The organism is Neptuniibacter sp. SY11_33 (assembly GCF_047778025.1).
Lineage (GTDB): Bacteria > Pseudomonadota > Gammaproteobacteria > Pseudomonadales > Balneatricaceae > Neptuniibacter.
Window position 1 is genome coordinate 2,721,876 of record NZ_CP180543.1, and the last position, 26,712, is coordinate 2,748,587.

Consider the following 26,712-nt stretch of genomic DNA (forward strand, 5'->3'; position numbering starts at 1 on the left):
ATGATTCTGTCTGAAATCAGTATTAAACGCCCCGTATTAGCAACGGTAATGAGCATACTAGTCCTACTAGTAGGGCTACTTGCTTACGATCGATTAACCGTTCGAGAGTACCCTAAAATCGATCTACCGGTAATTACGGTTGAAACCACCTACCCCGGCGCAAGTGCATCGATTATCGAAACGCAGGTTACTCAGATCATAGAAGACTCCCTCTCCGGTATTGAGGGTATCGACTTCATGAACTCGATTAGCCGAACAGAAAATTCACAGATTAGTATCACTTTCAAAATCGATCGCGATCCTGATTCTGCCGCAGCTGATGTTCGAGATCGCGTAAGTCGCGTAATCGGCCAACTTCCTGATGATGTTGATCCACCGGTAGTTGCGAAAACCGAAGCCGATGCCCAACCTATTATCTGGCTTGCCTTCAACTCTGACCGCCATAACATTATGGAAGTATCGGATATCGCCGATCAGCAGGTAAAAGATCAGCTACAAACCGTCTCAGGTGTAGCTAATGTCATGATCTTTGGTGAGCGAAAATACGCGATGCGTATCTGGCTAGATCCTGCACGTATGGCTGCGTATAAAGTTATCCCCCGAGATATTGAAGAAACGCTAAGCCGTCAAAACATAGAAATTCCTGCCGGCCGTATCGAAAGTAAAGAGCGAGAGTTCACCCTACTTGCCAGAACAGACGTTAACGATATAGAAGCCTTTAAACAACTGATTATTCGTAATGAAGATGGCTACCCTGTTCGAATTCAAGATGTAGCACGGGTTGAAATCGCCCCCGAAAACGTAAGACGTATCACCCGCTATAAAGGTGAGAGCGCAGTTGCATTGGGCGTAGTAAAACAGTCCACAGCAAATCCTCTGGATGTATCTTCTGGCATCCGTGACAAATTAGAAAAACTACGCCCGACATTGCCACAAGGCATGAATGTAGAGGTTGCTTATGACTCCTCGATCTTTATCGATGAGTCCATTCAATCGGTATATACCACGTTGATCCAAGCGGGTATTTTGGTTGTTCTAGTACTGTTTTTCTTCCTACGTAATATCCGTGCAACCCTGATTCCGGTCGTTACTATCCCCCTCTCATTAGTGGGTGCATTTGCGATGATGTACTGGATGGATTTCAGTATTAACACATTGACCCTACTCGCACTGGTATTAGCGATAGGATTGGTTGTGGATGATGCAATCGTGATGCTGGAAAACATCTATCGACATGTTGAAGCAGGTGAAACGCCGATACAAGCAGCCTTTAAAGGCGCGAAAGAGATCGGCTTCGCAGTATTAGCAACAACAGTGGTGTTGGTAGCTGTATTTGCACCTGTTGCCTTTTCTGAAGGGCGAACAGGCAAGCTATTTACAGAGTTCGCGCTGACGCTTGCAGGCGCGGTGGTAGTTTCAACCTTTGTAGCTTTAACCCTATCGCCAATGATGTCGTCCAGATTGTTAAAACATGAAACGCGACACAGCGCGATTTTTAATCTAATTGAAAGCTTTCTTCAAGGCATTACCAATCAGTATCAGGCATTACTGAATAAACTACTGAGCTCTCGTCTACTCGCAATTGTCATTATGGCGGCGAGTTTTGGTGGCGCAGCTTACTTTTATACTCAGCTGCCTCAGGAACTAGCACCTTATGAAGATAGAGGCACGATTCTAAACTTTGCCATCGCTCCTGATGGCGCATCCGTTGATTATATTGATCGCTATACGCGCCAAATCGAATCGACAATCAGCCAAACCCCAGAAACAGTGCGTTATTTTGCCGTGGTCGGTTTCCCATCTGAAACAAATGCGATGGTGTTCCAAGGCTTAGAACGCTGGGAAGATCGTGATCGTAAACAGCAAGCAATTGGCCAAGAGCAAACGCCAAAGCTCTATGGTGGTATCCCGGGCATTATGAGTTTCTCTCTAAACTTGCCTTCTCTGGGTCAGAGCTTTATCTCGCGTCCTGTAGAATTCATTGTTAAGACCAATGGCACTTATGATGACCTCAAAGTGATCACCGATCAGCTAATGGCAAAGATCTATAGCAATAAAGGCTTTGCCCAACCTGATTCCGACCTAAAGCTGAATAAACCGGAATTCCAGATCGATGTGAAACGCGATAAGTTGTCCGAAATGTCTGTAGATGTTGCTGATCTGGGTCGAACGCTAGAAAGTTACATGGCAGGCCGTGAAGTAACTCGCTTTAAACGTGCAGGTGAACAGTACGAAGTTATCGTAAAAGTTGATGATCAACAGCGCCGTGATCCAAGCGACCTAACCGATCTATACATGCGCAATCAAAACGGCGAAATGGTTCAGTTCTCCAACCTTGTTGAACTACGTGAAACCGTTGCGCCACGTGAACTTAACCATTTTGATAAAGTTAAAGCAGTTAAGATACAAACCCAACTAGCTCCTGGCTACAGCTTAGGTGAAGCGCTGAACTTCCTTGAACAAAGTCTGCAAGAGATCGCGCCGCAGGCGACCTATGATTACACAGGACCTTCGCGAGAGTTCAAGAAATCTAGCAGCAGCATGCAGGTTACGTTTGCACTGGCATTGATTGTCGTATTCCTGGTACTGGCTGCTCAGTTTGAAAGCTTTAAAAATCCGATGATTATTATGCTATCGGTTCCACCTGCCGTGTTTGGTGCACTGTTTGCGCTACATTTCAGCGGAGGTTCTCTCAGCGTATACAGCCAAATAGGTTTGATTACCCTTGTTGGACTGGTAACCAAACATGGTATTCTGATCGTAGAGTTTGCAAATCAGCTTCAAGATCAAGGGCGAGATCTGCGTAGCGCGATAATAGAAGCGGCATCTTTGCGTTTACGCCCTATACTGATGACCACGGGTGCAACAGTATTAGGTGCGGTACCTTTGGCAATTGCTATGGGCGCAGGTGCTGAATCACGTCATCAGATCGGCTGGGTTATTGTTGGTGGAATGACATTCGGCACGTTATTGACCCTTTTTGTTATTCCGACCGTATATAGTTACTTAGGTAAGCGAACTTTCAAGGAAGTTCAGCCAGAACAAGTTTAAGGATATTTAAGTTTATGAATATAAAGCAGCTTTTTCAGGTTTCATGCCTTTCTCTAGCTGTCAGCAGCGTTTCTGCAGGTGAATTAGCAGATATCTACCAACTCGCTTTGGCTAATGATCCACAGTTAAAAGCAGCGCAAGCTTCATTTAACGCTGGCAAAGAGATCGAAATCCAAAACCGCTCTAGCTTATTGCCGAATGTGAACTTGAGCGCCAACACAACAACGATTGATTCCGATACAGCTGATTATAACAACCACGGCTATACCTTATCCCTTAGCCAACCGGTATTTAATGCGGCTGCTTGGTTTACCTTTAAACAGGGCCAAGTGATCTCAGAACAAGCCGCACTGCAGTTTGAACTGGAACAACAAACACTGATCAACCGTACTGTAGAAGCTTACCTTGGTGTTCTAAGGGCGAAAAGCGACCTACAAACATCTGAAGCTCAAGAGCGCGCTATCAAACGTCGCTTGGATCAGGTAAACGCTCAATATGATGTCGGCCTAATCGCCAATACAGATGTACAAGAAGCACAGGCTTCATACGACAATGCTCGCGTCGCACGTATTGCCGCTGAAGGTGATTTGGAAAATAGTTACGAAGCCTTAGAACGCCTAACAGGCCAAGGGTTTGATACCGTTGGTCAATTGTCTGAAGAATACCCAATTGAAGAGCCCGTTCCTGTCCAAGCTCAGCCTTGGTTAGAAAAAGCTTGGAAAGGTAACTTGGCCCTTCAACTTGCAGATCGCGTATCAGAAGCTGCACGCCAAGCTGCGAAAGCGGGTCGTGCCGGACACTATCCAACACTAAGCCTGACAGCTAATTATGATTACGATAATGGTACTGCTATCAGTGACGACAGTACTGATACCTCTTCTATCGGCTTGTCGCTTTCGGTTCCGATCTATTCCGGCGGTTCAGTAAGCTCACGTAGTCGAGAACTAGAACAACGCTTAATAGAAAATCAGTTTAACCGTGAAGATACCCTTCGCGAAGTGACTCAAACGACTCGAAGCCTATTACGTAATTTACGTACTGGCGCTTTAAGCGTTCAAGCACTGAACCAGAGCATTAAATCCAGCAAAACAGCGTTAGAAGCGACTGAAGAGGGTTACAAAGTAGGTACGCGTAACGTAGTAGATGTACTGCAAGCTGAGCAGCAGCTTTATGCAGCGCAACGCGATTACGCCAATGCCCGTTTCGACTTTGTACAGAACCTCATTACCTTCAAGCAGCAGCTAGGCACGCTAAACCCTGAAGATATAAACGAACTCGATAGCTGGCTGCAGTAAGCAGCTTTGACAATAACGGGTGCTTAGGCACCCGTTATTCGTTAAGACGATGTATAGGTAAGTAGGTATTTAATCTATTCAGTATTTATAGATAATAGTTAGTTATATTCATCAAAAGCTGCTATCTAATTAAAGCGCATCTAATTTAATCCGATTTGTACCTAGGGTTAACGTTTCTCCAAGGAGCTTGTTTTGAAACAGATCATTTTAGCCACTCTTCTAACTGCTTTGGCTACCACTTCACTGAACGCTAATGCCAACGAGAAACTTTTACCTGCCGTATTAGTGCACAAGGTTCAAACTTCAGATTTGACCCCAACCTTTAAACTGGTTGGACGGATTGAGGCAACTCAACGCGTTAACCTCTTAGCACGTGTTTCTGGCTTTCTGGAAGGTCGCCTATTTACTGAAGGTCGTGATGTTGAAGCCGATCAAGTGCTTTTTAAAGTAGAAAAAGCGAACTATGAAATCGCGCTGAAACAAGCAGAAGCAGATCTCGCCTCTGCAAGAGCTGGATTAAAAAACGCGCAAACTAATCTCAATCGAGTAAGCCAACTCCGTAAACGTAAGGCGGCTTCGCAATCCCAGTTCGATCAGGCTGTAGCAGACCGAGATCAATCCCGTGCGCAAGTTTTAAAAGCAGAAGCAGGATTAAAAAAAGCAGAACTAAACTTGAGTTATACCGAGATTAAAGCTCCGTTTAGTGGTCGTATCGGTAAAGCGAACTTTTCAGTGGGCGATCTGATCAGCCCTGAAAGTGGTGTGCTAGCTACAGTCGTAAAGATCGATGAAGTCTATGTCGAAATGGCAGTCAGTGAAAAACTGATGCTAGACGCACGCCGTAAAGGGATCGACTTAGATAATCCCCCCGTTGCACCTCGTCTAATATTGTCCGATGGCAGTGTGTACGAACAACAAGGTCAGTTCGATTTTATCTCCCCAGAGGTTGATCCTAATACTGACACAATCACACTACGTGCGAGCTTCGAAAACCCTAAATACCTGTTATTGCCAGGTGAATTTGTTCACGTAGAAATTAAACGTAAACAACCAGAAACGGGTATCCAAATACCGCAATCTGCCGTACAACGTGACCGTGATGGTTACTTTGTACTCGAAGTAGATCAACAAAATAAAGTAACAGTTACTCGCGTAGAAATGGGACCGCAAGTTGAAGGTCAATGGCAAGTACTTAAAGGCCTTGATGAAGATGATCTAATCATCACCGAAGGACTACAAAAGGTTAAACCAGGCATTCAAGTTAATGCTGTAGCGGAGTAAGCCATGTTCTCGATCTTCTTTATCAATCGGCCTAAGTTTGCTCTGGTCATCTCCATTGTGCTGATGATTGCAGGTGCTTTAGCGATCTACGGTCTCCCCGTAGCTCAATTCCCTGATATCACACCGCCAAAGGTACAAGTAAAGGCTAAATACCCTGGCGCTAACGCAGAAGTGGTGGAACAAGCAGTAGCGACCCCGATAGAAGCCCAAGTTAATGGCGTGGACAATATGCTCTATATGTCTTCCACCTCAGCCAACGATGGTAGTTACACGCTAGATATAACGTTTGCTGTAGGTACAGACCCAGACCAAGCGGCAATCAATGTACAAAACCGCGTAGCTTTAGCTGAAGCTTCTTTACCTCAAGAAGTAGTTCGACAAGGAGTAACTACTAAGAAGCAAGCAACCAACATGTTGCTAGTAATTAACCTCTACTCTCCTGAAAATACTTACGACGAGCTGTTCTTAAGTAACTACGCCACTCTGTATGTGCAAGATGCTTTGGCGCGAATTAATGGTGTTGGCTCGGCATCACAGTTTAGTCCGATGGATTACGGTATGCGAGTGTGGTTAGACCCTAACCGCCTGAAGGCATTAGGACTCTCGCCTAAAGATATTAGCAATGCCATCTCACAACAGAATATCCAAGCATCTGTAGGCATTATTGGTCAACCGCCCCTTACGCAAAATCAGCAGTTTCAATATAACCTGCGTGCTAAAGGCCGCTTAGAATCTGTTGAAGAGTTTGAAAACATCATCCTTCGCACAGGAGAGAATGGCGCCTCTGTTCGCCTTCGTGATGTAGCGAGAGTAGAACTAGGTTCACAAAGCTACAGTGCGTCCTCAATTATGAATGGCAACCCAGCAGCCACTGTTGCGATCTATCAAAGCCCTGGTGCAAACGCGCTTGATGTGGCAGACAATGTGTATGCTGAACTGGAACGCCTGAGTGAACGCTTCCCTGATGATATGGAATACGTCGTTCTCTATGACACTACGCTTTCAGTAAAAGCATCACTACAAGAGGTAGTCGAGACTCTATTTATTACCTTTGGTCTGGTAGTACTGGTTACCTTCCTATTCTTGGCCGATTGGCGCGCAACACTTATACCCTCAGCCACAATTCCAGTATCGTTGATTGCCACCTTTGCCGTGCTTTCAGTACTTGGTTTTAGCATTAATACCATCTCTCTGTTCGCCTTAATTTTGGCGATAGGTATCGTGGTTGATGATGCGATCGTTGTAGTTGAAAACGTCAAACGCCATATGCAGGAAGGTTTATCAGCTAAAGATGCGACTGCGGTCTCAATGAAAGAGGTAATCGGGCCGGTCATTGCGACTACCCTTGTACTCTTAGCTGTATTTGTTCCGGTTGCCTTTATGCCGGGCATTACCGGTAAGTTATATACTGAGTTTGCGGTAACCATCTCTGTTGCTGTGTGTTTCTCGTCACTAAATGCACTGACTCTCTCCCCTGCGCTCTGCTCACTGCTGTTAAAACCAGCAACAGAACCGACCGGAGTATTCAAAAAGTTCGATCAGCTAATAGACTGGACCCGTAGAGGCTATGTGAACAAAGTTAACTTTTTGAACAAACGCTTGCTGTTAAGCATGGGTTTGATGGCAGCTATGGGCGGGGGCGTCTACCATATGTTCACCACAACCCCGACCAGCTTCTTACCTTATGAAGATAACGGCGCCTTCTTTGTTAACGTCCAACTTCCTGATGGTGCGTCACTCAACCGTACCGACGAAATAGTGGCCCAGATTGACAAAATCCTTGAGGAACAACCGGGTGTAGAAAACCGTATCGGCATTAAAGGCTTTAGTATCTTAGGCGGTGCAGCACCAAATGCTGCGCTAGCAATTCCAGTGCTTTCCCACTGGGATGAGCGTACTGCACCAGAAATGGCTTGGTACAAAATTTTAAGAGAGCTCAATCAGAAACTAGCGGCGATTCCAGGCGCTAATATTATGGCTTTCCCTACTCCACCGATTCCTGGTTTGGGTAATGCGGCAGGTCTAGAGGCAATCCTGTTGGATCTGAAAAATGGATCACCTCAGGAACTTGCTCGTGCAACGAATTCACTCATCTTCGCAGCAAACCAGAAAACTGAGTTTGATCGTGTATACTCCACCTACTCTGCTAATGTCCCACAACTGGAGCTGGTGGTAGATCGTGATAAAGCGCTCTCTTTAGGCGTTTCGATGAGTGATCTATTTAGCACGTTACAATCCCAGCTAGGTACTCAGTATGTAAACGATTTCAATATTTTCGGGCGTAACTATCGCGTTATGCTGCAAGCGGATTCTGAATTCCGTGACAATGTTGACGATCTAAATAGCCTTAATGTTAAGAGTAACCAAGGCCATTTAGTGCCGATCAGCGCTCTTGTCGAAGTAAAACCAGTACTGGGCCCACAATCATTAACACGTTATAACCAATCACGCTCCGCAGCAATCACCGCTACACTTGCTCCCGGCATGGCTACAGGCGACGGTATTAAGTTAATGGAACAACTAGCTAAAGAGACGTTGCCTGACGGTTATGTTCTTGAGTGGACAGGTAGTACTCAGCAAGAACAAGAAGCTGGCGGTTTTGTAATCATTATCATCTCGCTAGCTATCCTATTCGCTTACCTCTTCTTAGTAGCTCAATATGAAAGCTGGACCATTCCGGTTGCGGTAATGCTATCTATTACTGTCGCAATTTTAGGTGCGATTCTGCCGCTATGGCTGATCCCGGGTTTGACCAACAACCTTTATGCCCAAATCGGCATGGTTATGCTGATTGGTCTAGCAAGTAAGTCAGCTATCCTGATTGTAGAATTTGCGAAGCAATTGCGGGAAGAGGGTAAAAGTATTATTGATGCAGCCAATGAAGCCGCTAACTTGCGCTATCGTGCTGTATTGATGACCGCGTTCTCCTTTATCCTAGGTGTAATGCCATTGCTAACGGCTTCTGGCGCAGGTGCAGCTAGCCGTATATCCATAGGTTTTGTTGTGTTTGGCGGTATGCTTCTAGCGACTGTCATCGGCATATTTTTTATTCCTGCCCTATTCGTTGCAATGCAAACCCTACGTGAAAAAGTTAAAGGAAAGTCTGCTTCAGACAATGCCCAATCAGGAGATTCAGTATGAAAAGATTATTTTTGATGGGCTTTGCAGCGCTGATGTTAGCAGGCTGTCAATCCAAACCATCTTTGCCAGAAGGCGCTTTGGTTTGTGAAGAACCGCGTCCACAAATGTGTACGATGGATTACACTCCGGCATGTGGATATCACTCAGACAGTACAGCTAAAACCTATTCCAACAGCTGTTCTGCTTGTGCGAAGCCTGAGGTCAGCTTTGTTGTCGCGGGTGAATGCAAACAATAAACAATGATTAGGGAACCTGCGAACAAGTCCCATACGACTCAGGCTTTCAGAGCAATTGAAGCACGAGGCAATGATTACAGGCATGCTGGTTGCCTGGCGAAAATCATTAACGAAGTGATTCATTTGCTCTGGAAGCCCCAGAGGGTGGGTTCTAAAACGACCATCTACTTTGTCAGCCAGCTTGAAAAGGTCTAGACATTTCACTGCGCTGACTTTCGCGTATCTGGCCGTTTTATAGCCCACTGAGAAAGTATGAGACTTATTCGCAGGTTCCTTAGGTGAGTATGCTCCGCTTACTCACCCAATCTCTATTTCTGTCACTCAATCCCGAATAAATTAAAATCAACTAGACTGTTAAATGTTATTCACCACATGACTGGCGAAAGGACATGGAACAGCGAGAATCAGGCTTTAGATTTTTTTTCTATCTGATTGGCTTCAGCGCTATCTTTCTAGCGTTTATCTACACTTCCGTTTTTTCCTACCAACAATATGCCAATTTACGCGCTGAATTAACCACTGCCAGCAGTAATAACGACATTCAACTACGCGCAGCCATGGCAATGCGCGCAGCCGTCAGAGAAAGAGCCATCTTGCTTTGGCAGATGACCTTGCTCGAAACGCCAGAAGAGCGAAAAAAACTGTTCAATACTTTTTATAGTCAGGGGAGTGAATACCATAAATCACGTTTAACTTTATTGAACACTGACTTAAATCGCCCTGAGCAGATCATCATTGCAAAACTGGATAAAGAAGCCGCCAGTAGAGCGCCTGAATTACGGACCTTCTCGGAACTACTTACCAATAACCGCGTACAAGATTTTCGATCAGAGCTAGGTAAAGTACTGAAAGATAAGACCACCATAGCAGGGCTACTAGATCGATTTATTAGCTTACAACAAGCTCAAAATGAAGAGATCTGGCAAGATTCAGCGCACAAGATGGAAAATTTGCTATCTGAACTGATCACCCGAATGGTATTGATCATACTAGGTGGCTTCTTATTTGCCGTTTATGTCATGGTCACTACCGCCAAACAAAACAAACTGATCCGAATTGCCAATCAAGAGCTTCATCATCTAGCTTGCCACGACAACTTAACTGGACTTCCCAACCGCAGATTTTTACTCCACCAGCTTGATATTGTGCTCGCTGCGGCTAAACGCAAACAACATAAAGCCGCCATTATCTTTATTGATTTGGATGATTTTAAACCGATTAACGATACCTACGGCCATGATACCGGCGATCAATGTTTGCAGGACATATCTAATCGCATATCCAAAGTAATCCGCGGCTCGGACATGTTAGGTCGATTAGGTGGGGATGAATTTTTGCTAATTCTGTCTGAAATTGAATCCTCGACCCAAGCCATCGCAGTGATTCAAAAGATCTTAGGAATTGTTAGTGAAGACCTCCCGGTAGGAGAACGTACCGCGAACTTGTCTGCCAGCATCGGCCTATATATCTACGCTTTAGAAGATATAAATGCAGAGGAAGCGATTACCTTGGCGGATAAAGCAATGTACCAAGCTAAGAAAATGGGTAAAAATCAGTTTTACATTATCTAATCCTCAACATTACCTCTAACGAAAGAATGAGCACTTCTGGTCTATATTGATACCCCCTCCAGAACTGCTAAAATTGCGGGCCTGATTCTTAAGGTGCCCATCATGTCTGATATATCTTCACTATCTCAACTTCTTCGCCAGAGTGGCGGTCAGGTCCGTTTTTTCGATATGGGCCGTCGTGTACAAAAACTCTCGACTGAACAATTTGAAAAGATAGAGAACCAACAGACACCCTATCCCTATCCGTATTTGCAACACGCATGGATAGCACTGATGATCTGGAATCCAAAGAATAAAGAACAAGGCGCGGCTTGGTTTCTAAAGTTGCCTTTAGATGAGCAAGGCTTTCTAATCCAAGCAGTGCGTGATGATCTACTTAGCCGTTTACTTAAAAATGCCGGTGGCATTTTGCAACATGAGAAGACGGGTGAAATGCCAGAGGATGCTTTGAAAGATAATCCGTTCTCTTTTAAACCCGATCAGGAAAAAATGGCACTGTTCCATGCCTATTCTACGCTGGCATCAAGCGAACCTGCTTCGCAATACTATGAACATGCAGAACAGTATTTTGCAGGTCAAATCGGTTTTGATAACTGGCAATCTCTAGGTTATCAAGGAATCGCAGATCTGGTTGTTCGCCATGAGAAAAATAAAAACAGCAAATTGTTAACCAAAGCCGTCCCACTTCTACCCGATGTACCATTCGAAGTGCTATGCACCTGCATAGAAAGCATCGAACCGGACCACCAGCTATTTGAAGCATTAAGCTTACGTGCAGAACAAACATTAGAGCGCGGAACAGCGAGCGCCAATCATATTGCGGCCATTACTCGTGGTATCTCAAATGCACGCAATACACCGAGAAAACAAGAGATCATTAATAAGATCTTGCAGAGTGATTATGCCCTAGAAGCGGAAGTAATTGTCTCAATTGCAACTCGCTGTCATGAAACACTTCAAGAACCGGCAACGCTGCACCTATTCTTAGAAAAACTCGCAATAGGTAGCGCTGGCCAAGCAGGATTCTCTAGGGTGTTATCTGACTTGATGTTTATGCCAGCGCTACGTGCACTGATCCTGATGCAATTCCGTAACGAACAGCGTAGCGAAGCGCTTAGCCAAGCGATTGGTGAAATGTTTGGTGCTAACTTTAAGTAATTTCCTCACGGCTGGCATGACCTGTATTCGCCTAAGGTGCTCCAGCCGCCTTTCACCTTCCTGATATTTTTCTTTATTTTTCATAAAGCTATCCGTAATTCAGTCTGCAGAGTCTGATTTCCTTTCTATACTGAAATTACAACCACTTCGAAAATGTAACTATGAGTTAAAAATCATGTGTGCTCGAGTGGGAATACAAGACCTAGATAGCCTGTAACTAGACCAATCAGGTTTTTTAGTCGTCAGGATTGAATGGATAATCATTTTATTGATCTTCACCCTAACACTTTATTATTTATATGATTATTCTTATTTACATGTTTTTTGTATGGTTTTAGGCCAGCTATTTTAAATAGCCTTGCTTTTTAGTCATCAGGTATTAAGAGAACATTAGTATTCATGGACACTTCTAGTTTTACAGGCCTAATCAATAACGTTGCCCTACTGCTCGCAATGGGAATCGTATATGACTCGCTTGGCCTGCAAAACATTCGACATCATTTACTTCGAGACAGTGTTTCTGGCATCTTAGTCGGTCTGCTTGCTATGGCGGTAATGCTGACCCCCTGGGAACTAGAACCAGGTGTGTTTTTTGATGCCCGTTGGGTATTAATCAGCTTATGCGGTCTGTTTTTTGGAATTGTTCCTACCTGCATCGCAGTTGTAATGGCAGTAAGCCTCCGAATCTATCAAGGAGGTGCAGGTATTTATGTTGGCTCAGCCGTTATTATCTTCTCAGCCGCTATAGGCTTATCTTGGCGCTATCTAAGTGACAAATATCAACAACCCTTGAACTGGTGGCGTTTATATCTGTTAGGCCTAGTAGTACAAGTCGTTGTACTAGGTTTAATTCTGTTCATGCCTGCTGATTTACGCTTCAAGATCATCTCCGCAATTGCACCAACCATTTTGACGTTCTACCCCATTGGCACGATGCTACTTGGCCTAATTCTTCGAAGGCAACAGGACCGACGAGACGCAGAACGAGAAGTATTGATCAGCCGCCAAAACCTCAACCGTGAACGTGGCCTACTCAAAGGCCTTATTGATGCTTTGCCAGATCATATTTTTATAAAGGATACGCAAGGTAAATACCTCGGCTGTAATACCGCCTTCCAAGATTTCACCGGTAAAAGCGAAGTAGAAATTATTGGTAGAACAGACCATGCACTATTTATAGAAGCTCAAGCAGTTAAAAACGAGCACGAAGAACAAAACGTTATCGAACACCTAGCTTCTGATAGTCAGGAACAGTGGAGTGACAATCAATCGGGCGAGCGGATACTCTTAAACACCCTTAAAATGCCCTTCTGGGATACAGATGGCCAACTACAAGGCTTAGTAGGTATTAGTCGAGATATTACTGAAGAGCGCAAGGCCCAAGAACATATCCTGACTCTGTCTCAAGCTATAGAGCAGAGCCCTGTCTCTGTTGTGATCACCACATTGGATGGTGAGATAGAGTACGTGAACTCGACTTTTGAAAAGGTCACTGGGTACGATAAAGAAGAGATTCTTGGCCAAAACTCCAGAATATTAAAGTCAGGTCGCACACCGATAGGTCGCTACGCTGAGCTCTGGCAACACTTAGTGCAAGGAAAATCATGGCGTGGCGAATTCCAAAACCAACGTAAAAATGGCGAAATATTCTGGGAACTAGCACATATTGCGCCGGTTTATGATTCCGAAGGCAAAACTAAATATTACTTAGCGGTAAAACAGGATATTACCCAACAGAAAGCGCAAGAAGAGAAGATTCTTCACCAAGCGCACTTTGATAGCTTAACTAACCTCCCTAACCGCTTCCTTTCTCTTAACCGTTTGGAAACCATGCTCTTAGAAGCAAGAAGAAAGAAACACTCTGTTGCTGTCCTCTTCCTCGATATGGACGACTTCAAAAAGGTCAACGACACGCTAGGGCATGCTACTGGTGATAAGATTCTTATTGAAGCAGCAAAGCGTTTAGAGCAATCAGTCCGAGATACCGACACCGTAGGCCGTTTGGGTGGCGATGAATTTATAGTGTTACTCAACCATTTAGAGAGTGCAGAACAAGCACAGCCTATTGCGCAAAATCTAGTTTCCCAATTCCGTAAAGCACTACATGTGGATGGCCGAGAGATCATGCTAACCATGAGTGTCGGGATTTCCGTTTACCCGAGTGACGGTACGGATCCTGCAGAACTTCTACGTAATGCCGATTCGGCAATGTATCACTCCAAAGCTCAAGGTCGTAATAGCTACCACTACTTCACAGAAGAGATGAACATAGGTGCTGAACGCCGCTTGCTATTAGAAGAGCAATTACACAATGCACTCCATAATAAAGAGCTACATGTCCTGTATCAGCCCGTAATCGACTTAAAAACACAACAAATTGTCGGTGCAGAAGCGTTGTTACGTTGGAACTCTCCAACATTAGGCAATATACCGCCTTCTGAATTTATTCCCGTTGCTGAAAACACAGGCTTAATCGTAAACATCGGTAAGTTTGTACTTAAGGAAGCAATGCATCAGAGCAGTCACTGGATCAAAACACTGCTGCCGCAATTCCATATTGCCATCAACCTATCGCCGCGTCAGTTTAGAGATCCACAATTGATCGACTACATCACTGAACAGATGACAACACATCAAATTCTCGGCCCTAACCTAGAGCTCGAGATAACAGAAGGCGTGTTAATGGCACAGCACGCAGATATTGATGAAGCGATTGCAAAACTCAATGAGCAAGGCGTCAGCATATCCATGGATGATTTCGGTACTGGATATTCCTCCCTCAGTTATTTGAGAAGTTATCCATTTGAAACCCTCAAGATCGACCGCAGTTTTATCAGTGATATTTCTGTCGATCCAGCTGATTTAGAGCTAGTTTACGCCACCATAGATATGGCTCACGGCCTTGGTTTAAGAGTTATTGCTGAAGGGGTAGAAACTCAAGAACAGATGAGTTTACTACAGAATAAAAACTGCGATATGGCCCAAGGCTACTATTTTAGTAAACCGGTCACACCCGATGTTTTTGAAACCATGCTAACTAAACAAGTCAAACAACCTTGTAGTTAGTCATTATTCAGCAGGCTGCAATCTTGTCTGCGTCTGCTGAAAAACCTTCCCCACCAGTACAATCATAATCGAGCCAATCAAAACTGGTGTTACCAGAAAGGCCCAGCCCTGACTGGATAACATAATTAAGATTGGATTAGCACCCGCCGGCGGATGCGTTGTTTTACTCAACAACATTGCACTGACACCAAGTCCTGTAGCAATGGCCAGAGTTAGCGGGTTAACGTCAAAAAGCTGGCTAAAGAAAATACCGATAAAGGCAGTAATCAAGTGCCCTAAAATCACATTTTTCGGCTGGGCTAAAGGGCTATTCGGCACCCCAAATACCAGCACAGCAGTTGCCCCAAAAGGCGCCATCAAAAACGCAATCTCTTTAAATGAGGTTTCAAGAAAGGCTAGCAAACCTATGGCAACAGCAGCGCCAAAGCCAGCAACGATAGATGTAGTGATCTGCTTCATATTAACCTCAAAATGAGTGAGATTATTCAACAAAGAAGTGACTGATTGTTCAGTCACTTCCTCTTTGCAAGTACCTATAAATAAAGCCTATAGGCTAGGCTCCATCTCAACCTTATGGCGGTTAAGAAGAAATTTATTGGAAACATGATCTACAGAAAGCACACCACCCCCGTAGATAATGATTTGCGCAAGCACGAGCCCCCAGATGTAATGTAGATACAATGCTGCTGGTGCAATTTCTACCAAACTCATTACAGCAACTACATTCACAAAAAATAAACCCACAGCAGAAAAGCGCGTCAAAATACCAGTGACTAGCAAAACAGGTAAGATAAGCTCGCCTAAAGTACCTAAATAAGCCGCCAGCTCAAAAGGTAAAAATGGAACCTGATACTCTTCTTCAAATAGAAATAACGTTGTATCCCAATCCTGAATTTTTGTCAGACCGGCATTAAAAAACACCTGTGCTACGTAAACACGAGCAATTAACGACACAAGATCATGGGTTTTAGCCAATTTACTTTCCCCAGCTAAATAACCTTTATAAAACTTACTAACGATAGAAATCATCTCTCGACCCTCTATAAAACCTTTAATAACTGAATCTCGATTTACTTGATGGCAACCAACCACTGCTGGTTTATCGCCTGTTCAATCCAGCTAACAAAATCAATTTCTTGGTGCTTACCTAATAAGCGCTCAACACTCATGCCTGCCAGAACATCTTTAAACCACGCATATTCCTGAACCGTTAGCGTTTTAATACGCGCGTGATAATCCTGTTGAAATACCATTGAATAGTGAGGAGCCGTATTTCCCACCAGCAAGCGATAAAGCTCACCCTCATCGACCTCAGAGCCCTCTGGTACCTGATGTAAATTCCATAATTCATACACAGGAAAATGGCTTTCCATCACCTGTAAAGTGGGCGATAGATGAAGTGAGACAGTGTCCAAATCGCTTTCAGATAAATTAGAAAGTGTCTCCACTTCTAAATGCGTAACCTTTCCTATCGAGGCCTGATGTACAAACCATTCCAAGCGGGCGACCTCAGACAGATAAGCATGATCTTCAGCCAAAGGGCTCTCGGCGATAAGCATGGCAAACATGCCACCCCAATCCGCCCAATCACCCGTATCTGGCAACTCCCGTTTTAGTAGCTGATCGGTAATAGCGATAATCGTCTCATTACCCACCATTTTCTCCAGCACTGGATACTTCAAGGAGATCGCTCTTGCCGCAGTCATCAGAAGATTATTCTGATAAATTTTTAACCCCTGACTGATGCGATCAGTCGCTGTATCGCTTTCATCTTTGGAAAAAATTAAGGTCATCAATGCGGCTTGACGACGCACAAGCAATGTAGAATCAGACAGCATAAGAGAGCCTCCCAGTGTCATAGTGAACTTCCGTGGAGATAGATCTCGCTTTTGCAGCTTGATCAAGCAGTGTGCTCCAAGACGGCAAATTGTTATCCCATTCGATTAAGGTGGTGACTGCACCAAACAAGGCAATAGCATCGCGATAGAGCAACCAACATTCAGGTGATACTGGCTGACTGTGATCATCAATAATCAATTCCCCCTCTTTGACTTTGGTGAAACCTGCCAGATGGATTTCGCCCACAGCATCAGAAGGAATTTCTCGTAACCACTTTCGGGCTACAGATAATGGCTTTTGATCACTAAAGTTGCGCGCATTAACCAGTAAATTGTTAAGATCCACCAGTAAGCCACATCCCGTTTTATCTACCAGTTCAGCAAGAAATTCGGTTTCCCTCATATCCGAAAAATTAAATTCCACATAAGCAGACAAGTTCTCAACAAGAATCTGACGTCCCAATAACTGCTGGACCTGATTCACGTTATCAACCATTACCTGCAAGCTCTGTTGAGTAAATTCAAGAGGTAGAAGATCCCCAGCGTGCACAGATTTCCCATTGATATTGCTCCAAGTGAAGCAAGCGTGGTCAGAGATCAATATGGGGTTAATCTGCTGTGACAGTTGCTTTAAACGTTGCAGATAATCTCCGTTGATACCCACGGCAGAACCTAAGCCCATGGAAGTAGAATGCAGGCTGATTGGATATTGAAGGGCTATATCACTCAACAACTCAGGTAACATTCCACCTTCAGCAAAGAAGTTCTCCGCATGTATCTCCACAAAATCAATGGAAGATGTCCCTAGTAACGCCTCTTTATAGTGAGGATGACGCAACCCGACGCCAATCTTTGATAAACCTCGTTCATCGCTTTTATTAGCTGTGCTTAAACTGGACATCTTCTTTCTCCTGATTAACCCTTATGACTTTTGCTGAGCTTCCTGATAATGTTTCTTAGCTTCAGCTTTCAATAAGCCACCCATATCTTTACAAGTGCCTTTCGCGACTAACTTCCACTCACCTGGGTCGTTATCCACTTTTGATTGACCCGCACAAGAGTGTGTACCTGCCAAATTTCCGCAATCATTCTGTCCAGCTAGCGCTACGCCGTAACACTTCTCTTTTCCACCTGCATGAGCTGCAGGAACAGTTGCAATAGAAGTCAGAGCAACAGCTAACGCTGCTGTAGCAATACGTTGTTTATTATCCATTTCACTTCTCCAGTTCTTTCTGAGTTGATAAATGTTGTGCAACCCACTCATCAAGTTGCTTTAATGGCACCGACCCCACCTGCTGATCCAGTGCCTTATCTTTTGCCAAGAGTACTAAGGTGGGAACAGCTCTAATCGCGAACTTCGCAGCTAACGCCTGCTGCTGATCTACATCCACTTTTAAAACTTTCAATTCACCGGCATATCGCTCTGCCAAACTATTAATCACAGGAATCATCTGTTGGCAGGGACCGCACCATTTAGCGCTGAACCAGATCAGCGCTAAAGGTTGCGAGTACTCATGTCCATTTTCTGAAAACGTAAGTCTCGACTCAGGCATGAGAATTAGTCTTCAGCGTTTGCAGCTGCTACAGATAGATCTTCAATACCTGCCCAAATACGATCTGCTGTTTTTAGGTTGCCTGGTACATCAGTCAGCCATTTTTTCTGCACGTCTTTGTTCAAGTTCAGATACAGCTTGCCGTTTTCGATATGGAACGCTTGTGGATCAACATCTAGCTTTTTGTTTAAAGCCACGCCCATCGCGCAGTAACCACCAAATTGAGGCGCGTATTTGTCGGCATTGGCGTTAAACAGGTCACGGTTTTTTGCACTTGCGAAACGGTAGATTGCACCATCATGAGTGGCTGTAAATTTTGCAGAACCCTCAACCGCTTTATCGTTAGTGAAGTAAGCAACTGGATCGTAACCATGAATAGCAACATCATTAGTGCCAATATTTACAGATGCCGCAAAGCTCATGCTGCTCAGAAGAAGTGCGCCGGCAGCTGTTGCTAGTTTCAAAGTCTTTGTAAATTTCATTTCTTTTTCCTCGGTTAATGGTTTAATAAACATTCATACATATTGGTTAATATGTTGCGCTGTTCTTGAGATATAGGTTACGGGGAACTACCGAGGGAAAGGCTGCTCTAAATCCAGCAAAAAGAGCCAATCGTCCAAAAAGGAGGTTTTATGGATACACTGAGCAAATTACTGCAGAACCTAGAGATCAATGCCGAGGTTTTTTTCAGTGGTAGCCTCTGCGGTATCACCGGATTTGATGACGATAATGAATCCGGCTACTTACATTTTCTGGAATCAGGATCGTTAACACTCACAACAGATCAAGACCACAGAATTGAGCTGCATACCGGCGATGTGATTTTTTTCCCCAGCGGAACTAATCACAAACTCACGATAGCCCCATCAGAAGATGCGAAACTGGTCTGTGCAACTGTTAAGCTTCCCCCTGCCCACCAAAAACTTTTAGCCAACTACCTTCCTAAGTTTCTCTGTATTCATATAGAAGAAGCTGGTTCTATTTCAAATACAGCTCATCAAATTTTCGCTGAGGCGTTTGCTGAACAGCACGGTAAACAGCTAATGATCGATCGATTATGTGATGTATTTATGGTGCAAGTACTTCGCTACGTGATTGATAACGGTACAGTCGAGTTAGGTTTAATCGCAGCCGACTCTCACCCTCTGCTCAGCAAGCTGATGCAACAGATCAAAGACAAGCCTGAATATGAATGGACGGTTGAAGAGATGGCCGAAAACGCAGCGATGTCTCGCTCGAAGTTTGCCGCTCTGTTTAAAGATACAGTAGGCCAAGCACCGATGGAGTATGTGACCGGGCTAAGAATGGCGTTGGCGAAAGGTTTACTTAAAAATAATCGCCCAGTCGGGCTCGTCGCCAACCAAGTAGGTTACGAAAATGCGTCCTCCTTAGCCAAAGTCTTTAAAAAACACTTTGGTGTCACGCCCAAGCAATGGGTAAAAAATTATTTAGGCCCAAAATAATCGAGCTGGTATACGAGCAGCGCCTATAATAAATTGGAACTTGTAGTCGCAATTTTGTACCTGAGACGCTATGAATCTTTTAGAAATACTCAATAAACAGCCACAAGGTATTGCAGAGCTAACTATAGATGAGGGCCGTTACCTCTTCTTTAATCGTAAAGAGATCGAGCTTCGTGGATTATCTGAGAGCGCCTTAAAAGATTGCTCTATTTTCGATCTATTCAATCAAGAACAAGCTAAACAGCTAAAAGACCTATTTAAGCAGTGTTCTCAAGCATCAAGCGATCAACCAGTTTATTTTTACTTTCAAAAAGATGATCAGTATTTCGAAATGCGTTTGGTCAAACATGGTAAAAATATTTTAAGCACCCTTTCCAATGTAACCTCGCAACAAGAGTTGAGGGCCCAAGTTGAACAGAACCAAGAAACCATAAAATGCTTAGACGATGCCGTAAATGGTGCCAATATTGGCTGTTGGGATTTCTATCCACAAGAAGGCAGAATCATTGCCAATAAAACCTGGGTCACTCAGAAAAGGTATAAAGATGAAGAGTTCAGAGAAGATGATGCTCTTTTCTCTGAGGTAATTGATGGCCTTGAGCGGTGGTCCTCTATCGTTCACCCTGATGATTTAGAACCTACGGTTGAATTGATCGAAAAACACCTGAATGGTGAAACCGAAATATACGACGCCAAATTCCGCATGATCTGCGGTGATGGCAAGTGGCGCTGGATACATGATGTCGGCCGGGTATTCCTGAGAGATGAAGAAGGCAATGCCATTCGCATGAACGGAGTACATATCGACATTACAGAAGCACGCACGCTAGAAGAAAAAATTGAAAAGCTCGCGGTTACCGATGCGCTAACCGATCTATTTAACCGCCGTAATTTCCAATATTTATCTCAAGCAGTCCTAGAACGTGCTAAAAGGCAGAAAACCTACTTTTGCCTGCTAATCCTCGATGTCGACCATTTCAAAGCCTATAACGACACATATGGCCATCTAAAAGGAGACTATGTTCTAAAAAAGATAAGCCAAGCGCTTAAGGATAATATTCGTCAAGGAGAGGATTATTGCTTTCGTGTTGGCGGGGAGGAGTTTGCCGTTGTCTTCACTCAAGAAAGCAAAGAAGCCGCAGATGTTTTTGCTAACCGTATTCGGCAAGAAATAGAGAAACTAAAAATCCCTCATAAAGAGAACAGTGCTAATCAATTTATCACCGTATCTATGGGATTATCCTGCGCACAAAATCTTACCGATAAAACCCAAGTCAGCGATCTCTATAAACGAGCGGATAAACTCTTGTATAAAGCCAAAGAAAATGGCCGCAATCAGTTAGTCAGCAAGCCCTATTAAAGCGATAACTTAGTAATCAAGTTTATTGCTTTACCCGTTCTAAAACCTGTTTACCTGTAATCACGATCATAATTCCACCTAGAACCACCACTGAGGCGATAACTAAACGCCAGGTAATCTCTTCACTCGCAAAGACAACACCACCTGCTGCGGCAATCACTGGTACTAACAACTGTACAACCGCAGCTTGAATGGCTGATAACGACCTTAAAGCCTGATACCAGATAGCATAACCAATCCCCGAAGCTAAGCCCCCAGACAGAACCGCCAACCATATGCCTTCTGTAGATAAAGATGCATCACCAAAGCTCAATAAAACCAAAATCAATACAAAAGGCAGCGTACGCAAAAAGTTATAGGTCGTATCCCCCAAAGGATTGTTAGAGCCTTTCCCCGCTAAGGTATAGAAACCCCAAGCAACGCCAGCCATTGTCATCAGACCAAACCCAATAGCCGAAGGTGTCGCTAAACTAGGAAAAATCAAATAGACAAATCCAGCAAACGCAACGATCGTCCCTGCCCACTCCATTGAATGAAGTTTATTGCCTTTAAACATGTTAATAAGAATGATCGATATCTGAACCGAACCAAAAAGCACCAAAGCTCCAATGCCTGTTTCTAAAGTGATATAGCCATAAGAGAAGGTGATAGCGTAGGCAAAGAGAAAAAACGCACCTTTCCAACTTCCCTTAGCTGCATTAACTTTTCCTCTATTCATAAAACTGAATATAGCTAGCAACACAACAATGCCTGACAACAAACGAATGGAAGTAAAACTTGCTGCATCAATGGCCTCACCTCCCAATGCTAAGCGGCATAAAATAGAATTACCGGCAAATGCAATCAGAGCGATTGAGGTATATATAAAGACTTTAAGGGCCTGCATATCCTTTTTCATGATGGCTCACACATCCACAACTGATAGTCAGATCACCATACCATGGAAATTCACTGCCGTTAGTGATACCGATAACTTATCCACAACCGCACATCATCACAAAAACCTCCCCGGCCATAGAAATTAATGCTATAACATAACGCAACATGATTTAGATCAATTGTTTGAGGAAAGCATGACAATAACTAAAGAAGAGCTCTTGAACGCTAGTCCTGAGGACTACATGAATGACAGCCAATTGGAGTTTTTCCGCGAGTACTTAGAGCAGCAAAAACAGGAAACCATCGCACATATTCAAAATGCCCAAGCGCAATTGAATGAACGTCCAGAGATGAATGACGATGCCGACCGTGCTCAATACGAGGAAGAATCTCGCCTCGCACTCAGAATTGTCGACCGCGAAAGTAAATTGCTGCCCAAGTTCGACACCGCCCTAGCGCGTATTCGAAATGGTGAATATGGCTACTGCCTAGAATCAGGCGAAGAGATTGGCATTAAACGCCTCTTACTAAGGCCTACAGCCGAATACTGCACCGATATAAAAGCGGTCCGCGAATCGAACGAACGCTTATTCCGCGAGTAAGATCCACGCTCAGTAACAGATAGCGCAAAATCAAAAACAGCGGAAAGTACATCAATGACAAATATCATCCCAACAACTTGCGAAGAATGGCACCACTGTATCACCGAAACTGGTGGTATCCCTCTTACAAAGCCTTATATTGAACAACGCATCAAAGCACTAGACGATTTTAACGATCATATGACCAAGAGTTTCGTACGCCTGTACGGTGAACCACAACGCAAAGCGACTTTAGCTTGGTTCGAAAGAGCACGGCAAGAAATAAATGGATAGGTAATTTATTAGCTTTAAAAGCCGAATTTGGCAGCCCTCATACCCTAGTGCTCATTAGTTTTTCACTGCCTATAAATCCTAGGCGGGTATACAAGCCATGAGCGTCATCAGTGACGAGGAACTTGAATTTATCATTCCAACGCGGATCGTTAACCATAACTTCCGTTAACCACTTTCCCAGCCCTTGATGTCTGTAATGCTCATCTATAATGACGTCAGCGAGATAAGCGACTGAAGCGAAGTCGGTAACTACTCTGGCAAAACCTATTTGTTCATCGCCTTTATAGAGTGAAAAGCATACGCTGTTTTCTATCGATGTTTTTACCACATTAAGACTTCGTGCATTTGCCCAGTAAGATTGTTTGAGCAGAGCTTGGACGCTTTCCAACTGAACCTTTTCCCGTTCATCATAGATCTGAAAACCGCCTTTTACATATTTCATGCGAAACTCCATTTAAAAATCATAAAAAAACAGCCATGAAGGCTGTTTTGATAAGTTACTCTCTTAAACGCTCAACTCACGCTTACTGATAATCATCCGGTAGCGTAATACCCATCGCAGTGGCTTCAACTTGGGCTTGTTGCTGAAAGCGCTTACGTACCATCGTACCTTTAGGCTTAGTCAGATAAAACAGCCATTTGCTGGCGACTTCAGGTTTCAGATTATGCTCTTCACCCCAGCTCTGAATAAATGCAAACAACGTATTATCGCTTTTATCAGGTAAGGCTACTGCGACAGGCAAATCAAGTTGTTCTCCTGCTCGTACTCGTCGGCTGATGACATCATAGTTGTAGCGAAAGTCTGGAAAAACATCGACTTCATCTTCGGTACGCAAACGAAACCAGCCAGTAGCTTTACCAGCATGATAGATCGCGGGATGGGTCCATTTATGTGTCGAAGCTTTATCAGCATTAAGACACGCTTCTTCGTAAGCGTGCTTAGTTGCAGGTAAACCATGGTCCCCAGTTTGGGTGCGAAGCACATCTAAAAACTCAGAGATCGTCGGCATCCATGCGCTGTGCTCTTTGCAATAATCAATTGCAGCCACCAGCTCGTGTTCGGTATAGCCACCAAGGCTAAGTGCCCATTCACGTTTTGCGATACGGATTTCGTCTTGGGTTTCAAAACAGCTCTTAAATTTATGGCCATAGATCGCCATAAAACGCGCAAAGATCATATTGACCAGCGTTTTGACTTCGACTGTTAGCTCTCGCTGAGCCGTGTTTGTTTCCGGCTCTTGGTTACCAATCGGTGTCCTTGATGTCCATGATTGCTGCGGTAACCCGTTGTCGTTTTTCGCGAGTATCTCTGCGGGGGTTTTCATGGCTGAAACCTTTGCCTTGTTGTTCGTTATTTATACGTTGTTGGCGCCCATCCCTAGTTTGCTTGTTAATCCACTCCCTTTTTACCCAAGCTAGGAATTTCTGATCCCAATTGGTTTCTTTACGGTCTTTATCTAACCAGTAAAGCACAAACTCATCCAAACATGTTTGTGCAAATTGTGGCGATATATTATGCCGCGGAAGCAACGCATAAAAATTGTCGGAAGGTTGCCAATTCAGCTCCATTCCTTGAAGCTGTTTTTTACGCTGCTCTTGTTTATTAAAGCACACTTGTAACTCATCAGAGCGACCATTATTAACCTGCTGTGCTTTTCTCGCCCAACCTATGCTGCCACCAAAGGTCGGAGCAGGACCAGGGTTAGGGATATTCTGCGGCTGAACTGCTGGCGCTTGATCAGGATAGTACGGCGTATCCTTCATCTCTGAATACTGATCCTGTGGATAGCCTGCATGTTCAAGTTGAGTTTGTGGGTGATTGTGCTCATTATAATTCGATTGTGTATAGCTCGGCTCTGATTGCTCAACTTCGACAGGCAGTTCTTCAACCTGCTCAGGGATCGTTTCCATAACCGGTAACCGACTTACAATCTCAACATCGCCTTCAGGCACTTCGTCAAAGGTTGCTTCAGAGACTTGCTCCTCAACAACAAAGCGGATTCTTACGCGGCCATCATTAGCAAAAGCAGCATCAATCAATTCTGCACTAACCAATTCGCTGGTTAATTGAGCCAACCGATCTTCGTCCCAAAACTCACCTAACGCAAGCCATTGTTCACGAGAAAAAATAAGTTCTGGCGCTTGTGCTGTATCCTTTACATTTTGAAGACGCTCTACCCTTTGATGATAGAGAGTCAACAATACAGCCGCTTCAACGCCCACGTCCTTTACTAAGGATGGGTATAACAAGATAGGCGTTTCAGAAAAAACATAACTCATGAATATGTAATCTTACCTAGAAAGATTCGGCATCCTATTAGCTGAATACCATAAACAAAAAAGCCGCAGTGATGAGCCGCGGCTTATGACCATCAAACGTGATTAGCCATCCTGTGCAAAACGCTCTACTGCGCGTAGTACATCTCGACGACTAATCTGGCCGATCAGTTTACCATCTTTTACCACCGGTAAACGACGACGTTTGTTATTAATAAATTCTTCCGCCACTTTTATTATGTCGGCATCATGATTAATGGTGAAAACCTCTTCCGACATGTAGGTACCAACAAGGCCACCCATCTCTTCTTCGTGATAGGTCAAAGTCAGGATCGCTTTTAGACAGTCGACTTCTGACATCAAGCCAATTAGCTTGCCATTTTTATCGACAACAGGCGCGCCCGTGATTCGGTATTCGAGTAGCTGATTAATCGCATCAAAAAGATCGGTTTCAGGGGTAAAGGTGATTAAGTCTTCACACATATAATCCTGAGCTTTTACGGATCTTAGCATTACCATTCCTCCATGGCCGGCAGCTTTAACAGGCTTGGAAACATCGACCTGCCAAACCACCCAAACAAGGTAAACCGGTATAATTTTCAACCGGGCTACCTCTATGTGTACACCTAACAGTGGCAACTCGCAAGCGATCAGATCAAGGTTAAGCCCGATGAGAATAGGTTAACGCACAACGGGCTAATACCTTGTAGGGAAAAGAGCCAACTTATGGCCCCTAAGCATTTTTTTTGATTTTTGCGCAATTAAAATAATTAATTGAAAACAACCGTTTTATTACCCTGCACTAAGATCTTATCTTCCAAGTGCCAGCGAAGACCACGGGAAAGAACAGTCTTTTCCACATCACGCCCTAAGCGCACCATATCTTCTGGCAGATCGCGGTGGCTGATACGCACCACATCCTGATCAATGATCGGGCCTGCATCTAGCTCTTCAGTCACATAGTGACAGGTTGCACCAATCAGTTTTACACCACGCTCATGGGCTTGATGGTATGGCTTAGCACCGGCGAAAGAAGGTAAGAAGCTGTGATGGATATTAATAATGCGATGAGCATATTCAGCGCAGATGTCCGACGGTAAGATCTGCATATAACGCGCAAGCACGACCGTTTCCGCAGAGTGTTCACGGATTAAACGGCTAACTTCCTCAAAGTGAGGCTGTTTATTCTCTTTATCCACAGGCACATGATGGAAAGGAATATTATGCCATTCAACCATGCTGCGTAGATCATCGTGGTTGGAGATGACACAAGGAATCTCACAGTCTAATTCGCCTTCATGATAACGATAAAGTAGATCGGCAAGACAATGTGCTTCTCGGCTTGCCATCAAAATCACACGTTTAGGGGTAGCGGAGTCAGTGATATCCCAATCCATATTGAAGGATTGCGCTATCGGAGCAAAAGCAGACTTTAACTCTTCGAGGGAGAAAGGCAGCGTTGCCGCACTGATCTCTACACGCATAAAGAACCAACCAGTTGTACTATCAGAATGCTGGTTTGCGTCAGAAATCGAGCCACCATGGCTAGAGATAAAGTTACTTACCATCGCCACAATGCCCACTCTATCGGGACACGCCAAAACCAGCCTGAATCTACGTTCCATTTACGTAAAGCTCCGCAAGAAAATGTGAAGCTTCATTCTAACA

25 protein-coding genes are annotated in these 26,712 nt (G+C 44.2%); 12 read left to right on the plus strand and 13 right to left on the minus strand.

Annotation, left to right across the window (positions count from 1 at the left end; all coding sequences use genetic code 11):
- The 8 genes from ACMXYV_RS12800 (at position 1) to ACMXYV_RS12835 (ending at position 14,799) form a co-directional block, all read left to right on the plus strand.
- Positions 1-3,051 carry an efflux RND transporter permease subunit gene (locus ACMXYV_RS12800; RefSeq protein ID WP_415888862.1) on the plus strand — a complete coding sequence of 1,017 codons (3,051 nt, stop codon included), beginning with the start codon at positions 1-3 and terminating at the stop codon, positions 3,049-3,051.
- A 14-nt stretch (positions 3,052-3,065) separates the two neighbouring features.
- Complete coding sequence (locus ACMXYV_RS12805; protein WP_415888863.1) at positions 3,066-4,346, plus strand: TolC family outer membrane protein; 1,281 nt, start codon at positions 3,066-3,068, stop codon at positions 4,344-4,346.
- 192 nt (positions 4,347-4,538) lie between these two features.
- Positions 4,539-5,627, plus strand: a complete 1,089-nt coding sequence (locus ACMXYV_RS12810) for an efflux RND transporter periplasmic adaptor subunit (RefSeq protein ID WP_415888864.1) — start codon at positions 4,539-4,541, stop codon at positions 5,625-5,627.
- Between the two features lie 3 nt (positions 5,628-5,630).
- Positions 5,631-8,768, plus strand: coding sequence for an efflux RND transporter permease subunit (locus ACMXYV_RS12815; protein ID WP_415888865.1), 3,138 nt, complete (start codon positions 5,631-5,633; stop codon positions 8,766-8,768).
- The gene (locus ACMXYV_RS12820) at positions 8,765-9,004 is read left to right on the plus strand and encodes a hypothetical protein (protein WP_415888866.1); all 240 of its coding nucleotides are present in this window, start codon (positions 8,765-8,767) and stop codon (positions 9,002-9,004) included. The genes ACMXYV_RS12815 and ACMXYV_RS12820 overlap by 4 nt, the downstream gene beginning before the upstream one ends.
- A 389-nt stretch (positions 9,005-9,393) precedes the next feature.
- Positions 9,394-10,575: a diguanylate cyclase domain-containing protein gene (locus ACMXYV_RS12825; RefSeq protein WP_415888867.1), complete on the plus strand. Its 1,182-nt coding sequence runs from the start codon at positions 9,394-9,396 to the stop codon at positions 10,573-10,575.
- Between the two features lie 102 nt (positions 10,576-10,677).
- Positions 10,678-11,733, plus strand: a complete 1,056-nt coding sequence (locus ACMXYV_RS12830) for a DUF3549 family protein (protein WP_415888868.1) — start codon at positions 10,678-10,680, stop codon at positions 11,731-11,733.
- Between the two features lie 399 nt (positions 11,734-12,132).
- On the plus strand, positions 12,133-14,799 hold the full coding sequence (locus ACMXYV_RS12835) for an EAL domain-containing protein (protein WP_415888869.1): 2,667 nt from the start codon (positions 12,133-12,135) through the stop codon (positions 14,797-14,799).
- 3 nt (positions 14,800-14,802) lie between these two features.
- Here ACMXYV_RS12835 and ACMXYV_RS12840 read toward each other — a convergent pair whose 3' ends face one another.
- Genes ACMXYV_RS12840 through ACMXYV_RS12870 form a run of 7 tightly spaced genes read right to left on the minus strand, consistent with a single transcriptional unit; the run spans position 14,803 to position 18,672 of the window.
- On the minus strand, positions 14,803-15,315 hold the full coding sequence (locus ACMXYV_RS12840; RefSeq protein ID WP_415888870.1) for an HPP family protein: 513 nt from the start codon (positions 15,313-15,315) through the stop codon (positions 14,803-14,805).
- A 30-nt stretch (positions 15,316-15,345) separates the two neighbouring features.
- The gene (locus ACMXYV_RS12845; protein ID WP_415888871.1) at positions 15,346-15,828 is read right to left on the minus strand and encodes a DoxX family protein; all 483 of its coding nucleotides are present in this window, start codon (positions 15,826-15,828) and stop codon (positions 15,346-15,348) included.
- 41 nt (positions 15,829-15,869) lie between these two features.
- Positions 15,870-16,637, minus strand: a complete 768-nt coding sequence (locus ACMXYV_RS12850) for a putative DNA-binding domain-containing protein (RefSeq protein ID WP_415888872.1) — start codon at positions 16,635-16,637, stop codon at positions 15,870-15,872.
- The gene (locus ACMXYV_RS12855; protein WP_415888873.1) at positions 16,627-17,538 is read right to left on the minus strand and encodes a DUF692 domain-containing protein; all 912 of its coding nucleotides are present in this window, start codon (positions 17,536-17,538) and stop codon (positions 16,627-16,629) included. The genes ACMXYV_RS12850 and ACMXYV_RS12855 overlap by 11 nt, the downstream gene beginning before the upstream one ends.
- 21 nt (positions 17,539-17,559) lie before the next feature.
- On the minus strand, positions 17,560-17,850 hold the full coding sequence (locus ACMXYV_RS12860; RefSeq protein ID WP_415888874.1) for a DUF2282 domain-containing protein: 291 nt from the start codon (positions 17,848-17,850) through the stop codon (positions 17,560-17,562).
- Position 17,851: 1 nt separating this feature from the next.
- Positions 17,852-18,190, minus strand: coding sequence for a thioredoxin family protein (locus tag ACMXYV_RS12865; protein ID WP_415888875.1), 339 nt, complete (start codon positions 18,188-18,190; stop codon positions 17,852-17,854).
- Positions 18,191-18,195: 5 nt separating this feature from the next.
- The gene (locus ACMXYV_RS12870; RefSeq protein WP_415888876.1) at positions 18,196-18,672 is read right to left on the minus strand and encodes a YHS domain-containing (seleno)protein; all 477 of its coding nucleotides are present in this window, start codon (positions 18,670-18,672) and stop codon (positions 18,196-18,198) included.
- A 150-nt stretch (positions 18,673-18,822) separates the two neighbouring features.
- On the opposite strand from ACMXYV_RS12870, the gene ACMXYV_RS12875 reads away from it, so the two are divergent.
- Both ACMXYV_RS12875 and ACMXYV_RS12880 read left to right on the plus strand, forming a co-directional pair.
- Positions 18,823-19,653, plus strand: a complete 831-nt coding sequence (locus ACMXYV_RS12875) for a cupin domain-containing protein (protein ID WP_415888877.1) — start codon at positions 18,823-18,825, stop codon at positions 19,651-19,653.
- Between the two features lie 70 nt (positions 19,654-19,723).
- A complete protein-coding gene (locus ACMXYV_RS12880) occupies positions 19,724-21,013 on the plus strand; it encodes a diguanylate cyclase (RefSeq protein ID WP_415888878.1) in 1,290 nt (429 codons plus the stop codon).
- A gap of 22 nt (positions 21,014-21,035) precedes the next feature.
- Here the strand turns inward: ACMXYV_RS12880 and ACMXYV_RS12885 are convergent, their stop codons facing one another.
- Positions 21,036-21,911, minus strand: coding sequence for a DMT family transporter (locus ACMXYV_RS12885; protein WP_415888879.1), 876 nt, complete (start codon positions 21,909-21,911; stop codon positions 21,036-21,038).
- A 175-nt stretch (positions 21,912-22,086) separates the two neighbouring features.
- Here ACMXYV_RS12885 and dksA point away from each other — a divergent pair, with 175 nt between their 5' ends.
- Both dksA and ACMXYV_RS12895 read left to right on the plus strand, forming a co-directional pair.
- Positions 22,087-22,494 (plus strand): RNA polymerase-binding protein DksA, encoded by a 408-nt coding sequence (gene dksA / locus ACMXYV_RS12890; protein WP_415888880.1) that lies wholly within the window; start codon positions 22,087-22,089, stop codon positions 22,492-22,494.
- A gap of 54 nt (positions 22,495-22,548) precedes the next feature.
- On the plus strand, positions 22,549-22,767 hold the full coding sequence (locus ACMXYV_RS12895; protein ID WP_415888881.1) for a hypothetical protein: 219 nt from the start codon (positions 22,549-22,551) through the stop codon (positions 22,765-22,767).
- Between the two features lie 37 nt (positions 22,768-22,804).
- Here the strand turns inward: ACMXYV_RS12895 and ACMXYV_RS12900 are convergent, their stop codons facing one another.
- The 5 genes from ACMXYV_RS12900 to purU all read right to left on the minus strand — a co-directional run bounded on the left by ACMXYV_RS12900 (position 22,805) and on the right by purU (position 26,669).
- Positions 22,805-23,209, minus strand: a complete 405-nt coding sequence (locus ACMXYV_RS12900; RefSeq protein WP_415888882.1) for a GNAT family N-acetyltransferase — start codon at positions 23,207-23,209, stop codon at positions 22,805-22,807.
- Positions 23,210-23,291: 82 nt separating this feature from the next.
- Positions 23,292-24,092, minus strand: a complete 801-nt coding sequence (locus tag ACMXYV_RS12905; RefSeq protein ID WP_415888883.1) for a replication protein P — start codon at positions 24,090-24,092, stop codon at positions 23,292-23,294.
- Entirely contained in the window at positions 24,010-25,047 is a 1,038-nt protein-coding gene (locus ACMXYV_RS12910) for a DnaT-like ssDNA-binding domain-containing protein (protein ID WP_415888884.1), read from the minus strand. The genes ACMXYV_RS12905 and ACMXYV_RS12910 overlap by 83 nt, the downstream gene beginning before the upstream one ends.
- Positions 25,048-25,149: 102 nt before the next feature.
- Positions 25,150-25,557: a CBS domain-containing protein gene (locus tag ACMXYV_RS12915; RefSeq protein WP_415891446.1), complete on the minus strand. Its 408-nt coding sequence runs from the start codon at positions 25,555-25,557 to the stop codon at positions 25,150-25,152.
- A 257-nt stretch (positions 25,558-25,814) separates the two neighbouring features.
- Positions 25,815-26,669 (minus strand): formyltetrahydrofolate deformylase, encoded by an 855-nt coding sequence (purU, locus tag ACMXYV_RS12920; protein WP_415888885.1) that lies wholly within the window; start codon positions 26,667-26,669, stop codon positions 25,815-25,817.
- Positions 26,670-26,712: the final 43 nt, after the last annotated feature.

Excerpts from the sequence above, each read along its gene's own strand:
- ACMXYV_RS12880 (WP_415888878.1), top strand. The coding sequence starts at position 19,724 with ATGAATCTTTTAGAAATACTCAATAAACAGCCACAAGGTATTGCAGAG.
- ACMXYV_RS12870 (WP_415888876.1), bottom strand. The coding sequence starts at position 18,672 with ATGAAATTTACAAAGACTTTGAAACTAGCAACAGCTGCCGGCGCACTT.
- ACMXYV_RS12900 (WP_415888882.1), bottom strand. The coding sequence starts at position 23,209 with ATGAAATATGTAAAAGGCGGTTTTCAGATCTATGATGAACGGGAAAAG.
- ACMXYV_RS12855 (WP_415888873.1), bottom strand. The coding sequence starts at position 17,538 with ATGTCCAGTTTAAGCACAGCTAATAAAAGCGATGAACGAGGTTTATCA.
- ACMXYV_RS12915 (WP_415891446.1), bottom strand. The coding sequence starts at position 25,557 with ATGCTAAGATCCGTAAAAGCTCAGGATTATATGTGTGAAGACTTAATC.
- ACMXYV_RS12885 (WP_415888879.1), bottom strand. The coding sequence starts at position 21,911 with ATGAAAAAGGATATGCAGGCCCTTAAAGTCTTTATATATACCTCAATC.
- ACMXYV_RS12820 (WP_415888866.1), top strand. The coding sequence starts at position 8,765 with ATGAAAAGATTATTTTTGATGGGCTTTGCAGCGCTGATGTTAGCAGGC.
- ACMXYV_RS12835 (WP_415888869.1), top strand. The coding sequence starts at position 12,133 with ATGGACACTTCTAGTTTTACAGGCCTAATCAATAACGTTGCCCTACTG.
- purU (WP_415888885.1), bottom strand. The coding sequence starts at position 26,669 with ATGGAACGTAGATTCAGGCTGGTTTTGGCGTGTCCCGATAGAGTGGGC.
- ACMXYV_RS12830 (WP_415888868.1), top strand. The coding sequence starts at position 10,678 with ATGTCTGATATATCTTCACTATCTCAACTTCTTCGCCAGAGTGGCGGT.
- ACMXYV_RS12910 (WP_415888884.1), bottom strand. The coding sequence starts at position 25,047 with ATGAGTTATGTTTTTTCTGAAACGCCTATCTTGTTATACCCATCCTTA.
- ACMXYV_RS12865 (WP_415888875.1), bottom strand. The coding sequence starts at position 18,190 with ATGCCTGAGTCGAGACTTACGTTTTCAGAAAATGGACATGAGTACTCG.
- ACMXYV_RS12905 (WP_415888883.1), bottom strand. The coding sequence starts at position 24,092 with ATGAAAACCCCCGCAGAGATACTCGCGAAAAACGACAACGGGTTACCG.
- ACMXYV_RS12845 (WP_415888871.1), bottom strand. The coding sequence starts at position 15,828 with ATGATTTCTATCGTTAGTAAGTTTTATAAAGGTTATTTAGCTGGGGAA.
- ACMXYV_RS12800 (WP_415888862.1), top strand. The coding sequence starts at position 1 with ATGATTCTGTCTGAAATCAGTATTAAACGCCCCGTATTAGCAACGGTA.
- dksA (WP_415888880.1), top strand. The coding sequence starts at position 22,087 with ATGACAATAACTAAAGAAGAGCTCTTGAACGCTAGTCCTGAGGACTAC.
- ACMXYV_RS12875 (WP_415888877.1), top strand. The coding sequence starts at position 18,823 with ATGGATACACTGAGCAAATTACTGCAGAACCTAGAGATCAATGCCGAG.
- ACMXYV_RS12805 (WP_415888863.1), top strand. The coding sequence starts at position 3,066 with ATGAATATAAAGCAGCTTTTTCAGGTTTCATGCCTTTCTCTAGCTGTC.
- ACMXYV_RS12850 (WP_415888872.1), bottom strand. The coding sequence starts at position 16,637 with ATGCTGTCTGATTCTACATTGCTTGTGCGTCGTCAAGCCGCATTGATG.
- ACMXYV_RS12895 (WP_415888881.1), top strand. The coding sequence starts at position 22,549 with ATGACAAATATCATCCCAACAACTTGCGAAGAATGGCACCACTGTATC.
- ACMXYV_RS12860 (WP_415888874.1), bottom strand. The coding sequence starts at position 17,850 with ATGGATAATAAACAACGTATTGCTACAGCAGCGTTAGCTGTTGCTCTG.
- ACMXYV_RS12815 (WP_415888865.1), top strand. The coding sequence starts at position 5,631 with ATGTTCTCGATCTTCTTTATCAATCGGCCTAAGTTTGCTCTGGTCATC.
- ACMXYV_RS12825 (WP_415888867.1), top strand. The coding sequence starts at position 9,394 with ATGGAACAGCGAGAATCAGGCTTTAGATTTTTTTTCTATCTGATTGGC.